This window comes from Methylobacterium nigriterrae (assembly GCF_037106235.1).
GTDB classification, from domain to species: Bacteria; Pseudomonadota; Alphaproteobacteria; order Rhizobiales; family Beijerinckiaceae; genus Methylobacterium; species Methylobacterium nigriterrae.
The window spans coordinates 66,398-79,297 of sequence record NZ_JBAWTG010000004.1; the positions used below are offsets into that span (position 1 = coordinate 66,398).

12 protein-coding genes and 1 tRNA gene are annotated in these 12,900 nt (G+C 72.0%); 8 read left to right on the plus strand and 5 right to left on the minus strand.

The genetic code is table 11. The features are described 5' to 3' along the window. Window positions 1–84 precede the first annotated feature (84 nt). From tsaA to WDW90_RS04395, 3 genes are all read left to right on the plus strand, one after another. Entirely contained in the window at window positions 85–597 is a 513-nt protein-coding gene (gene tsaA, locus WDW90_RS04385) for a tRNA (N6-threonylcarbamoyladenosine(37)-N6)-methyltransferase TrmO (RefSeq protein WP_336486065.1), read from the plus strand. After that, window positions 594–1,295, plus strand: coding sequence for an SGNH/GDSL hydrolase family protein (locus WDW90_RS04390; RefSeq protein WP_336486066.1), 702 nt, complete (start codon window positions 594–596; stop codon window positions 1,293–1,295). The genes tsaA and WDW90_RS04390 overlap by 4 nt, the downstream gene beginning before the upstream one ends. Before the next feature lie 147 nt (window positions 1,296–1,442). Beyond that, a complete protein-coding gene (locus WDW90_RS04395) occupies window positions 1,443–2,036 on the plus strand; it encodes a MarR family winged helix-turn-helix transcriptional regulator (protein ID WP_336486067.1) in 594 nt (197 codons plus the stop codon). On the opposite strand, the gene WDW90_RS04400 is transcribed toward WDW90_RS04395, so the two are convergent. The 3 genes from WDW90_RS04400 to WDW90_RS04410 form a co-directional block, all read right to left on the minus strand. Continuing rightward, entirely contained in the window at window positions 2,005–5,127 is a 3,123-nt protein-coding gene (locus WDW90_RS04400; protein ID WP_336486068.1) for an efflux RND transporter permease subunit, read from the minus strand. The two genes, WDW90_RS04395 and WDW90_RS04400, sit on opposite strands and share 32 nt — an antisense overlap. After that, entirely contained in the window at window positions 5,127–6,254 is a 1,128-nt protein-coding gene (locus WDW90_RS04405) for an efflux RND transporter periplasmic adaptor subunit (RefSeq protein WP_336486069.1), read from the minus strand. Before WDW90_RS04405 ends, WDW90_RS04400 begins: the two co-directional genes overlap by 1 nt. 110 nt (window positions 6,255–6,364) lie before the next feature. Next, the gene (locus tag WDW90_RS04410; protein ID WP_431310979.1) at window positions 6,365–7,411 is read right to left on the minus strand and encodes an efflux RND transporter periplasmic adaptor subunit; all 1,047 of its coding nucleotides are present in this window, start codon (window positions 7,409–7,411) and stop codon (window positions 6,365–6,367) included. 151 nt (window positions 7,412–7,562) lie between these two features. On the opposite strand from WDW90_RS04410, the gene WDW90_RS04415 reads away from it, so the two are divergent. After that, window positions 7,563–8,138, plus strand: coding sequence for a TetR/AcrR family transcriptional regulator (locus tag WDW90_RS04415; RefSeq protein WP_336486071.1), 576 nt, complete (start codon window positions 7,563–7,565; stop codon window positions 8,136–8,138). Here the strand turns inward: WDW90_RS04415 and WDW90_RS04420 are convergent. Next, window positions 8,135–9,034, minus strand: coding sequence for a histone deacetylase family protein (locus tag WDW90_RS04420; RefSeq protein ID WP_336486072.1), 900 nt, complete (start codon window positions 9,032–9,034; stop codon window positions 8,135–8,137). The two genes, WDW90_RS04415 and WDW90_RS04420, sit on opposite strands and share 4 nt — an antisense overlap. A gap of 233 nt (window positions 9,035–9,267) precedes the next feature. Here WDW90_RS04420 and WDW90_RS04425 point away from each other — a divergent pair, with 233 nt between their 5' ends. Further along, on the plus strand, window positions 9,268–10,428 hold the full coding sequence (locus WDW90_RS04425; protein WP_336486073.1) for a ceramide glucosyltransferase: 1,161 nt from the start codon (window positions 9,268–9,270) through the stop codon (window positions 10,426–10,428). Between the two features lie 132 nt (window positions 10,429–10,560). Beyond that, window positions 10,561–11,253, plus strand: a complete 693-nt coding sequence (locus tag WDW90_RS04430; protein WP_336486074.1) for a glutamine amidotransferase-related protein — start codon at window positions 10,561–10,563, stop codon at window positions 11,251–11,253. A 221-nt stretch (window positions 11,254–11,474) separates the two neighbouring features. Here WDW90_RS04430 and WDW90_RS04435 read toward each other — a convergent pair. Beyond that, window positions 11,475–11,559: transfer RNA gene (locus WDW90_RS04435), tRNA-Leu, on the minus strand. Window positions 11,560–11,721: 162 nt separating this feature from the next. Between WDW90_RS04435 and WDW90_RS04440 the strand changes: the two genes are divergently transcribed. Both WDW90_RS04440 and WDW90_RS04445 read left to right on the plus strand, forming a co-directional pair. Then, entirely contained in the window at window positions 11,722–12,303 is a 582-nt protein-coding gene (locus WDW90_RS04440) for a YqaA family protein (protein WP_336486075.1), read from the plus strand. 14 nt (window positions 12,304–12,317) lie between these two features. Further along, entirely contained in the window at window positions 12,318–12,791 is a 474-nt protein-coding gene (locus WDW90_RS04445; protein WP_336486076.1) for a disulfide bond formation protein B, read from the plus strand. Window positions 12,792–12,900: the final 109 nt, after the last annotated feature.

Genomic DNA, 12,900 nt, shown 5'->3' on the forward strand with positions numbered 1-12,900 from the left:
TGCGGCGAGGCCGGACTTGGCCGAAAGCCTGCGCGCGCGCCCCGTCGGGAGCGGGCCGGCCCGGTTCGAAGCACGGAACTTTCCATGAACGATCTGCACGCTCGACGGCCGGGCGAGGAGGCGGTGACGCTCCCCGGCGCGTTCGATGCCGGCCTGTACTTCATCGGCCACATTCGCACGCCCTGGTTGCAGCGCGCCGATTGCCCGAAGAACGGCCTGCAGACCGACGCGGTCTGCACCGTCGCGGTCGACCCGCGTTTCGCCGCGGGCCTCCAGAACGTCGAGGGCGCGACCCACCTGATCCTGCTCTACTGGATGGACCGGGCGGTGCGCGACCTCGTGCGCCAGCATCCGCGCCACGCCGAGGGCAGCCGCGGCACCTTCTCGCTGCGCTCGCCGGCCCGCCCGAACCCGATCGCGCTGTCGGTGGTCGAGCTTCTGGGCCGGGAGGGGGATCAGCTGACGGTCCGGGGCCTCGATTGCCTCGACGGCACGCCGCTCCTCGACATCAAGCCCTACTACGCGACGACCGACTCCCGGCCGGGGGCGCGGGTCGACCGGTCCGGCGCGGCCGCGAGTGGGAGCCCGCCCCGGTGAGGCGCGCCCTGATCCTCGGTCTCGGGGCGGCCCTGCTCCTCGCGGCCGGCGGCCTGCTCGGCTGGAGCCTGCACGGGCCGGAGGCCAACGCGCGGACCTATGCGCGGAACCGGCTCATCGCCGTGCAGGTCCATCTCGACGAGGCGCCCCCCGACTACCTCTTCCTGGCAGGTGATTCGCAGTCCGAGCTGCAGCCGCCGGCCCAGCGCCCCTGCGGGCTCGAACTGGTCAATGGCGGGGTGAGCGGCGCGAGCGCGGAGGTCTATGCCGACCTCGTCGAGACCCTGACCTTCCCGGCCCGGCCGCGGGCGGCGGTTCTCACGATCGGCACCAACGACCTGATGCGGAAGAACCGGCCCCTCGAGCCGGAGGCCACCGCCCGCTTCGACGAGGCGGCGGGCCGGATCGTGCGCCGCCTCCTCAAGATCACCGACCAGCTCGTCGTCACGGCCCTGCCCCCGGTCGGGCGGAACCTCGAACGCTACCTCGAAGCCCGGGCGGTGAACCACTACTCGGAGCGCCTGCGGCTCATGTGCGAGCGCCTCGGCTGCCGATTCGCGGACCCCTTTGCGGAACTGCGCGAGGGCGAGTCCGGCTATGCCAAGCCCGGGGCGATGCGCGACGGCCTGCACGTCGCGGCCTACCGTCCGGTGCTGCGCGCGCTCGCCCCGACCCTCTGCAGCGTCGGCAAGCGTTAACGCACTTGTGACGATGTGGCCGGTGTGTCCCGCAAGCCGCTGCGCACTGAACAAAATTTGTCCTAGTATGTTGTCAAACGGGACAATCCGGCAATGCGAATGGACGACATTTGCGCGCCGGGGCCTTGGAAGTCGAGAGCGTCACCGATGGGCCGATCAGCGAAAGCGGCGGGCGGCGTCGAGCCGGTGCCGGTACAGTTGGAGGTGATCGATCCGCAGGCCTACGTGCCCGCGCTTCTGACCACCCTGTCGAACAGCCTGACGCGCAACGCGTCGATCTTCTACCGCCGGCACTTCGGCGTCGGCATCACCGACTGGCGGATCATGTACCGCCTCGCCTCCGAGCCGTGGGTCACCGCCCACCACATCTGCAACGCCGCCCATCTCGACAAGGGCGTGGTCAGCCGCAGCCTCGCCTGGATGGAGAAGCGGGGGCTGGTGCTGGTGCGCGGCGACGAGACCGACGCGCGCCGCCGCCTCGTCGCCCTCTCGCCGGCCGGCCTCGACCTGCACGACCGGATCACCCAGGTGGCGCTCGAGCGTGAGCGCAACTTCCTGTCCCAGCTCAGCCCCTCGGAGGTGCAGACGACCGTCCACCTGCTGCAGAAGCTGATCGGAAACCTCCGCGCCTTCTCGAAACCCGTGTCGATCCCGCCCGCCCGCAAGCTCCCCGAGCCGCTGCCCGAGGAAGCCGCCGCGCGGCCGGCCGTCACGCCGCCCGCTCGCGCGGCGGTGCCTTGATCCGGTACCAGCCGACGTAGAGGGCCGGCAGGAAGAACAGGGTCAGGAAGGTCGCCGCGATGATGCCGCCGATCATCGCGTAGGCCATCGGCCCCCAGAACACCTCGCGGGCGATCGGGATCATGCCGAGGCTCGCGGCCGCGGCGGTGAGCAGGATCGGCCGCATCCGGTGGCGCGTCGCCTCGACCACCGCGTCCCAGGGCCCGAGCCCCTCCGCCTCGCATTCCTCGATCTGGCTCACCAGGATCACGGCGTTGCGGATGATGATGCCGATCAGCGCCAGGATGCCGAGGATCGCCACGAACCCCAACGGCTTGCCCGACGTGAGCAGGGCCGCCACCACCCCGATCAGCCCGAGCGGGGCCACGCTCGACACCAGGAACAGCTTCTGCACGCTCTGGAGCTGGATCATCAGGAACACCGCCATGGTGAGCAGCATCACCGGCACCACGGCGGCGATCGGTCCCTGGCCCTTGGCGGATTCCTCGACCGCGCCGCCGGTGGCCAGGATGTAGCCCTCGGGCAGCGCCTTCACGAAGGCGTCGACCTGCGGCTTCAGGGCCGCGACGATGGTGGGCGGCTGGGTCTCGTCGATGATCGCGGCGCGCACGGTCAGCGTCGCCACGCGGTCGCGCCGCCAGACGATCGGCTGCTCGAGGTCGTAGTCGATCCTGGCGAAGGCGAGGAGCGGCACGGCGGTGCCGTTCGAGAGCATCACCTGCAGGCTCTGCAGGGTGTCGAGGGAGGTCCGCTCCGCGGCGCGGGCGCGGCCCACCACGTTGACGAGGTAGATCGAGTCGCGCACCTGCGTGATGGCGCTGCCGCCGACGACGCCGTTGAGGATCGAGGCGATGTCCTGGCTCGTCACCCCGAGCTGGCGGGCCTTGTCCTGCAGGATCTCGACCCGCAGCACCTTGCCGGGCTCGTTCCAGTCGAGGGTCGGCACGCCGACATGCGGGTTCCCGGCGACGATGCCGGCGAGCTTGAGCGCCTGCTCGCGCACCGTCTGGAGGTCGGGACCGCTCAGGCGATACTGGACCGGGCGGCCGACCGGGGGGCCGAGCGAGAGCGGGTTCACGAACACGTCGGTGCCGACGAAGTCGCGCTTCCCGAATTCCGCGAGGCGCGCCATCACCCGGTCTCGCGCCTCGAGCGACTTCGTCACGATCACGATCTGCCCGAAGAAGGCGTTGTTCAGTTGCTGGTCGAGCGGCAGGTAGAAGCGCACCGCGCCCTGCCCGACATAGGACGACCAGCGATCGATGTCGGGATCGCCCTTCAGCGCCGCCTCGAACCGGTCCATCTGGGCCCTCGTCTCCGCGATGGTCGCGTTCTGCGGCAGCGTCATGTCGACCAGCACCTCGTTGCGGTCGGAGGACGGGAAGAATTGCTGCTGGACGCGGGTCATGCCGGCGATCGAGAGGCCCATCAGCCCGACGCAGACGAGCACGGTGGTCCAGCGGAACCGCATGGCGAGCTTGAGCACGGCCAGGAAGGCGCGCGCGAGGCGCCCGGACTCGTGGCCGTGGTGCTTCAGGGCCCTGGGCAGGAGCGTCACCCCGATGAGGGGCGCGAACAGCACCGCCACCACCCAGGAGACGAGGAGCGAGGCGGCGATCACCACGAACAGCGAGTAAGTGTACTCGCCCGCCGACGAGCCGTTGAAGCCGATCGGCAGGAAGCCCGCCACGGTCACCAGCGTGCCGGTCAGCATCGGGAAGGCCGTCGAGGTATAGGCGAAGGTCGCGGCCTTCTTGAGCGAATCCCCGAGCTCGAGGCGCGCCACCATCATCTCGACGGTGATCATGGCGTCGTCGACGAGGAGCCCGAGCGCGACGATGAGGGCGCCGAGCGAGATGCGCTGCAGCGTCACCCCCATGACCTGCATGATCACGAAGACGATCGCGAGGACGAGCGGGATCGAGATCGAGACCACGAGCCCGGCGCGCAGCCCCAGGCTGATGAAGCTCACGGCAAGCACGATCACCACGGCCTCGACGAGCGCCTGGGTGAAGCCGCCGACCGCCTCCTCGACGATCCTGGGCTGGTCCGAGACGAGGTGGATGCCGACCCCGATCGGGAGTTTGGCCTCGATCAGGCGCATGCGCGCCTTCAGGTCCTCGCCGAAATGCAGCAGGTTGGCGTTCGGCCGCATGGCGATGGCGAGCCCGATCGCGGGCCGGCCGTCGACGCGGAACAGCGCGGAGGGCGGATCCTCGTAGCCGCGGCTGATCTCGGCCACGTCCGACAGGCGGAAGAAGCGGTCGTTGAAGCGCAGGTTGATGTTGCGCAGCGACTCCTCCGAGACGAACTGGCCGCTCACCCGCACCGAGACCCGCTCCGGCCCGGCCTGGACGACGCCGGAGGGCGAGATGGCGTTCTGGGCCTGAAGCGTCCTGATCAGCGACTGCAGGTCGATGCCGTAGCCCGCGAGCTTGCGGGTCGAGAAGTCGAGGTAGATCGTCTCCTTCTGGGTGCCGAGCAGCAGCGTCTTGCCGATATTGGGCACCTTCAGCACCTCGGTGCGCACGCCCTCGACGTAGTCGCGCAATTGCCGGTGGGTGAGGCCGTCGGCCGTGAAGCCGTAGACGTTGCCGTAGACGTCGCCGAACTCGTCGTTGAAGAAGGGGCCCTGCACGCCCTCCGGGAAGGTCGCCTGGATGTCGCCGATGCGCTTGCGCACCTGGTAGAAGGCCGGTTGGATCTCGCCCGCCTTGGTGGTGTCGCGCAGTTGCACGAACACGGTGGTCTGGCCGGGCGTCGTGTAGCTGCGCACGTAGTCGAGCGCGTTGATCTGCTGCAATTCCTTCTCGATGCGGTCGGTGACCTGCTGGAGGGTGTCGTTGATCGTGGCGCCCGGCCAGTTCGCCTGCACGATCATGGTCTTGATCGCGAAGGGCGGATCCTCCTCGCGGCCGAGGCCGCGATAGGCGATGGCGCCGGCGATCAGGCAGACGGCCATCAGGAACCACACGAAGGAGCGGTGCGACAGCGCCCATTCCGACAGGTTGAAGCCGCCGTCGGCGGTGCCGTGCTCGGGCAGGTCTCGGCCGGACGGATCGCGGCCGGAAGCGTCTCGGGGAGCGTGCATCAGAGGGACTCGTCGGAGAGCCGCACGGTCTGGCCCTCGCTCAAGGAATGGACGCCCGCGACGACGACCCGCTCGCCGGCCGACAGGCCGGAACTGATCGCCACGCGCTCGGGCCCGCGCTCGGCCACGGTGACCGGGCGCCGGGTGACGCCGGTGCCGGCCGCGTTCACGATCCAGACGGAATCCTGGCCGTCGGCCGTCAGGAGCGCGGTCGCGGGCAGCGGGAAGCGGCTCTCGACGGGGCGTTCCAGCGAGACCGTGATGGTCGCGCCGAGCCGGAAGGCGGTGGGCGGGTTCTCCAGCGTCATGCGGATGCGCCGCGTGCGCGTGGTCTGGTCGGCGAAGGGCGCGACCTCGCGCACGCGCCCGAGCGTCGTCACCTCCGGCGCGCTCTGCAGCGCGACCCGGAAGCGGCCGTCCTTCGGCATCGCGCCCGCGAGATCCTCGGGGATGTCGACGACGGCCTCGCGCGCCTCGGGGCGGGCCACCGTCACGACCGCCTGGCCGGCGCTCAGGACCTGGCCGACCTCGGCGCTGCGCTGCGTCACCACCCCGTCGAAATCGGCCTTCAGCTCGGTGTAGCCCATCTGGTCGCGGGCCTTCTCCAGGCTCGACTGGGCCTGGGCGAGCCGGGCCTGGGCGGTGTCGCGGTTCGCCACCGCGCCGTCGAGCTGGGCCTGTGTGACGTTGCCGCCCTCCATCAGGCGGCGCGTGCGCGCCTCGGTGGCGCCGGCATTCTCGGCCTGCGCCCGCGCGTCGGCGACGTCGGCCTCCGCGCGCACCAGGGCGTAGCGCGGCACGATCGGGTCGAGGGCGGCGAGGCGCTGCCCCTTCCGGACGATGTCGCCCATCGTCACGTCGCGGGCGACCACCCGGCCGCCGATCTGGAAGCCGAGCTGCGACTGGTAGCGCGGCTCGACGGTGCCCGCGAAGGGCCCGAACATCACGGCATCGACGGGCTTGGCCACCGTGTAGAGGACCGGGCGGACCGGCGGCGCCTCGGCCTTCTCGGCGGGCTGGCAGGCCGCCAGCGCGAGCAGGGGCAGGAGGAGGCCGAGGCGGGCACGGCGGGCCCCCTCTCCCGCGCGGGAGAGGGTTGGGATGAGGGATGCGACCTCTCCGGACATGGCGAACCCCTCACCCGGTCCGCGTCCCGCGGACTCGACCTCTCCCGCATGGGAGAGGTGGCCTCGCGCTGGGTTTGAAGCGTCGCAGGATTGCCGAAACAGGCAAAAAATCATCGCGCGGCCCCCGTGTCGCCGTTCGCGACCGTGACGGTCTGGCCGGGGCGCAGGAACTGGATGCCCGCCGTGACGACCTCCTCGCCCGGCGCGACGCCGGATTCGAGCGCGATCCGGTCGGATCCGTAGCGGTCGACGACGATGGTGCGCGGCGCGACCGTGCCGGTCTTCGGGTCGCGCACCCACACGGCCGGCTCGCGCTTCCAGCGGTAGAGCGCCGACCAGGGCAGCACGACGGCCTCCCGCGGCCGGAACTTGCCATGCCCGATCACCACGGCGCCGAGCCCCATGGCGGGGGGCGTCGATTCGAGCCCGACCTTGACCCGCACGGTGCCGGAGGCCGGGTCGACGCTCGGCGAGATCTCCCGGACCGTGCCGGTCGCGACCACCGCCGGATCCGACTGCAGCGTGACCGCGACGGTCTTCGAATCGGGCGGGGTGGCGAGGAGCGCCTCGTAGACGTTGAACACCGCGTCGCGCGGGCCGTCCTGCGCGATGACGAGGACGGACTGGCCCGCCTGCACCACCTGGCCGGTCTCGAGGGAGCGGCTCAGCACGATCCCGGCGACGCCCGCGCGCAGCTCCGTGTAGGAGAACTGCTCCTGCGCGGTGCCGAGCGCCGCCTTGGCCGATTCGACCGCCGCCTGGGTGGTGCGAAGCTGCTGCTCCGCGTTGTCATAGGCGGGCCGGGTCGTGTAGCCGCTCGCGAGAAGGGCTTCCTGGCGCCGGAACCCGAGACGCGCCTGCGTCAGCAGCGCCTCCGCCGAGGTAAGCGCGGCGCGGGCGTTGTCGAGGTTGGCGCGCTGCTCCTGCGGGTCGAGGCGGGCCAGCACCTGGTCGGCCGCGACGTGGTCGCCGACCTCGACGAGGCGGGCCGCGACCTTGCCGTTCGTGCGGAACGAGACGTTGGTCTGGGCCTGGGCCTGGATGTCGCCGGTGATCACGATGTCGGCGGCGACCACCGCGGTCCGGGCCGCCTCGGTCCGCACCAGGGTCTGCGCGGCGAGCGGCACCTCGCCGGCCCGGGCCGGGCCTGGCGGCATCGCGGCCACGGCCGCCAGCAGGGCGGCGAGGGTCCCTGTCCTGATCCTGCGAAGCCTCGGCACGGCGCTTCCACCTCGATTCGGTCTATCGCGGCGGACCCATATCGGGTATCTTACCGACCGTCCAGACGGTTTTTAGGTGTGGAGCGAGATGACAAAGGCGCGCAGCCGGCGCGAGGATCGGCCGGCGATCATCCTCGACGCCGCCGAGGCCCTGCTGCGCCGATCGGGCAGCCGCACGCTGACGATCGACGCGGTGGCGGCGGAGGCGGGCCTCAGCAAGGGCGGGGTGCTGCATCACTACGCCTCGAAGGACGCGCTGGTGACGGCGCTCGCCGCGCGCAAGGTCGAGCGGATGCGCGAAGGCATCGCCGCCTGCGCGGAGCGGCTGCCGCCGGGCCCGGCCGGCCTGCCGCTCGCGCTGATCGCGCATGCCCGCGAGGTCTACGCCGAGGAATGCGGCTTCCCGGACTCGCTCCTGATCGCCACCGCCGAGAACCCGCAGGCCCTGGCGGGCTTCCGCGCCTTCCTCGCCGAGCGCCTGGCGCAGGCGGCGGGGCTCGAGGCGCGCCCCGGCGCCGGGGCGGCCCTCGTCTTCGCGGTGCTGGGGCTGATGATGAGCCGCTCGCTCGGCTTCCACGACCTCGACGGGCCGGACCTCGGGCGCCTGTTCGAGGCGCTGGAGGCGCAGGCGCGGGCGCTGCCCGAGCGCGCCCCTGAGAGTTAGGCTTCCGCCGCCAGCGCCTCGAAGACCAGGGCGTGGCGGGCCGCGATCGCCTCGACGTCGCTGCCGTAGCCGCCGCCGATCACCGCGACGAGCGGGATGGCGCGGGCGCGGGCCTGACCCACCACGAAGCGGTCGCGGGCGGACAATCCCGCATCGGTGAGCGCGAGGCGGCCGAGCCGGTCGTCCCCGTGCGGGTCGACGCCGGCATTGTAGAAGACGAGGTCGGGCGCGAGCGCGTCGAGGAGCGGCGGCAGCCGGGCGGCCAGCACCGCGAGGTAGTCGGCGTCGCCGAGCCCGTCCGGCAGCCCGATGTCGAGGTCGCCCGGGATCTTGGCAAGGGGATAGTTCTTCTCGGCGTGGATCGAGAGCGTGAAGAGGTCGGGCGAGGCGAACAGGCAATCGGCGGTGCCGTCGCCCTGGTGGACGTCGCAATCGACGACGAGCGCCCGCCCGATCGCCCCCTCCCCCTGCAGGGCGCGGGCTGCCACCGCGACGTCGTTGAAGACGCAGAACCCGGCCCCTTGCGCGCGCCGCGCGTGGTGGCTTCCGCCGGCCGCGCTGCCGGCGAGCCCGTGCGCGAGGGCGAGCCGGGCCGCCGCGAGCGTGCCGCCGGCCGAGGCGCGGGCGCGGGCCGCCACGCCCGCGTCGACCGGCAGCCCGATCGCCCGCTCGATCTCGCGCGGCACCGCCGCGCCGAGAACGGCCTCGACGTAGGCCGGATCGTGCGCGAGCGCCAGGATCGCGGCCGTCGCGGGCTCCGGCCTGACGAAGCCCGCCGGCGCCAGCCCCCGCGCCGCCAGGATCTCCGCGAGCCGCCCGTATTTCCGCATCGGGAAGCGGTGGCCCTCGGGCAGGCTCGCCTGGTAGGCCGGATGATGGACGATGGGCGGGCTCAACCGGCGGCCCCGGGATCGCCCGGGCCCGCGCCGAGCGGGACATCGCCGGAGTTGCTCGCCAAAGGTCTCGCCAAAGGTCCCGCCCGTTCGCCCGTTCCCGCCCGAGTCGGCGGCCTGTCATACGACTGATACGGCCCGGCTGTTAGGGGCGCTGATCCGGATAGGACTCGGGCGCGCCCCTGCGCCGCAGGCGCGGCGGCCCTGACGTCGAGACTCGTTTTGGAGACCCGTTCATGCACGGCCCTGCCGCGAGCGGCCCCCTGCTCGTCCTCGCGCTCTGCGCCCTCCTGACGCTCGTCCAACTCGTCAGCCTCGCGATCGCGGCGCGGCGCATCGGCGCGGCGCGGCCGGGCTCGACCTTCCCGGCCGCCGCGCCCGTCTCTCTGGTGCGGCCGGTCTGCGGGCTCGAGGCCTTCAGCGAGGAGATGCTGACACGCGGCTTCCGGCTCGACTATCCCGATTACGAGCTGATCTTCTGCGTGGCGGATGCCGGCGACCCGATCCTGCCGCTCCTGCGCCGCCTGATCGCGGCCAATCCGCGGGTCGCGTCCCGCATCATCGTCGGCGACGAGCGGGTCAGCGACAACCCGAAGCTGAACAACTGCGTGCGCGGCTGGGAGGCCGCCCGGCACGATTGGGTGGTCCTCGCCGACTCGAACGTGCTGATGCCGCCCGATTACCTGCAGCAATTGCAGGCGGCGTGGCGGGCCGGGACCGGCCTCGTCTGCTCGACGCCGATCGGCGACCGGCCGGACGGGTTCTGGGCCGAGGTCGAGTGCGCCTTCCTGAACACGCTCCAGGCCCGCTGGCAATATGCCGGCGAGGCGCTCGGCCTCGGCTTCGCCCAGGGCAAGAGCATGCTCTGGCACAAGCCCTTCCTGGAGGCGCGGGGGGGCATCCGGGCGCTCGCCGCCGAGATCGCCGAGGACGCGGCCGCCACGAAGCTGGTGCGGGCCGCCGGACACCGCGTCCACCTCGTCGCCGCGCCCTTCCGCCAGCCCCTCGGGCGCCGCCGCTTCCGCGAGGTCTGGGCGCGGCAGTTGCGCTGGGCGCGCCTGCGCCGCGTCACCTTCCCGCTCTTCTTCGCCCCCGAGATCGGCACCGGCGCGCTCCTGCCCCTCGGGATCGCGGCCGCCTGCGCGGGCACGATGCCGGCCGCCCTCGGCCTCGGCGCGTTGGCGCTCGTCTGGTACGGCGCCGAGTACGCGCTCGCGGGCCGCGCCGGCTGGCCCCGCCCGCCCCGTCTCCTGCTCGCCTTCCTGGCGCGGGACGCGATGCTCCCCGCGTTGTGGCTCAGCGCCTGGCTGCAGAGCGCGATCGTCTGGCGCGGCAACGCCATGGACATCCGCCCGAAGGAGACCGGCCGCCTGCGCCCGCGCGTCCGGGCGGCGTGAACGGGCTCGACGCCTGGCGCCTCGACGGCGGTGCGGCACGCGTCCCGGTCAGAACGCCTCGCTCCGCCGAAAAGCGGCCCGCGCGGGCGGCCCCGCCTCATCCCCGCCCACAAAGCGGGCTGTCACGTCCGCATGAGAATCGCGATCCTCGAAACCGGGCGTCCCCCGGCGCGCCTCGGCGGCGCCTATCCCGGCTACGGCGCCATGGTCGAGCGCCTCGTCGGGCCGGGCCACGATTACGAGACCTATCTCGCCGATCGCGGCGCGCTGCCCGGGACCGGGGCGCACGAGGCCTACCTGATCACGGGCTCGCCGGCGGGCGCCTACGACCCGGACCCGTGGATCGCCGACCTTACCGCCTTCCTGCGGAACCTCGATCCCGGCAGGCGGGTGGTGGGCCTCTGCTTCGGCCATCAGGTCATGGCGCAGGCCTGGGGCGGCCAGGTCGAGAAGTCCCGGACGGGCTGGGGCCTCGGCCTGCACCGCTACGACGTGGTCGAGACCGCGCCCTTCATGGACGGCGCGCGGGCCATCGCCGTCCCGTTGAGCCACCAAGACCAGGTCGTGGCGCCTCCGCCGGGCGCGCGCGTGCTCGCGGGCAGCGCCTTCACGCCCTTCGGCGTCCTGGCCTACCGCGACCGGGCCGCCCTCTCCTTCCAGTGCCACCCGGAATTCGCGGCCGATTACGCGCGCGCCCTCGTCTCGGGCCACCGTGCCGCCGAGGCCGATCCGACGTTCGGGGCCGCCGCCCTCGCCTCCCTCGACGCGCCGCACGATTCCGGACGCGTCGGCGGCTGGATCAGGCGCTTTCTCGAGGCTCGGTAATACCGTCGCCGACTGATCACTTCGGTGCGGGTGAGCGCACCAACCCGCGACCTCATCCTGAGGTGCCGCGCCAGCGGCCTCGAAGGAGGTTTCCAGCGGCCCCCGCGCTTCCTGGAGTCCTCCTTCGAGGCCTCCGCTACGCTGCGGCGCCTCAGGATGAGGGCTAGGCTGGGAGCCCGCACCCACACCGAAGGGATCGGGCGGTCATGATAGGAGAACGCTGGTGCGGGTAGAGGGAATCGAACCCCCACGCCTTGCGGCTGGCGATTTTGAGTCGCCCGCGTCTACCAATTCCGCCATACCCGCGACACGGGCCTCTTCGCACAGGTCCGGCACGGGGGCCAAGCGGATATTTCGGGGGAGGAAGGCGGCGCGGCCGGGCCGTCCGCGCCGGTTCCGGCCGCTGGTCAGCGCCGGACGGTTGTGCTCAATGGGCGCCGCCTCACCCTCGCCAGACCCCAGGACCCGATGATCCGCCGCCTCTACGAGTGGATAATGGCACTTGCCGGCAAGCCCTCCGCGCCCTGGGCACTCGGGGCCGTGGCGTTCGCCGAGAGCTCGTTCTTCCCCGTGCCGCCCGACGCCATGCTGGTGCCGATGGCGGTGAGCCGGCCGGACCGGGTCTGGTTCTACGCGCTCATCGCGACGGTCGGCTCGGTGGCGGGCGGCCTCGTCGGCTACGCGATCGGCGCGCTCCTGTTCGACTCCCTCGGCCAGTGGCTGTTTCGGATCTACGGCCTGCAAAACTCGGCCGTGACGTTCCAGGAATCCTACGCCCGGTACGGGCACTGGGTGATCCTGCTCAAAGGTCTGACGCCGATCCCCTACAAGCTCGTCACCATCACGTCGGGCTTCGCCCATTACAGCCTGTTCTGGTTCACCGTGCTGTCGATCGCGACGCGGGGCGCGCGCTTCTTTCTCCTGGCAGGGCTGCTCGGCCGCTACGGCGTCCAGATCCGCGGCGTGCTCGACCGGCATCTCAACGTGGTGGCGGCGGTCTCGGCCGCCGTGATCATCCTCGGCTTCGTGCTGTTCAAGGTGTTGCTGTGAGGATCTCTGCCGGGTTGGGGAGCCGGAGGGGAACGGCCCTCCTCGTCCTCCTCGGGGCCGCGGCGACGGTCGGCGGCGCGCTCGTGTTCGAGCATGTCCTCGGCTACGTCCCGTGCAAGCTCTGCCTGACCGAGCGCATCCCCTACTACGCGGCGATCCCGCTGGCGGCGGTCGCGCTCGGGGCGCCCGGGCGCCTCGCCCGGCTGACGCTGGGTCTCGCCGCCCTCGTGCTCCTGTACGGGGCGGGCCTCGGGGTCTACCACGCGGGCGCCGAGTGGGGCTTCTGGCCGGGCCCGACCGATTGCGGCGGCGGCAGCGGCGCCAATCCCGACTCAGTCGGCGACTTCCTCGACGCGCTGAAGACGACCCGGGTTGTCGATTGCTCGACCGCCGCCTGGCGCTTCCTCGGCGTGTCGCTGGCCGGCTGGAACGCGCTGATCGCGGCCGTGCTCGCCGCGCTGGCGGGCCGAGCGGCGCTGCGGCGCTAGAGCATCGTCCGTGATTCCCGGATCGCGGACGATGCTCCAAACCATTGATCTGGCGCGCTTCCCGATCGCCAAACCGGCAACCGCTCTGGCCGATAGCGCGCTCGGTTCG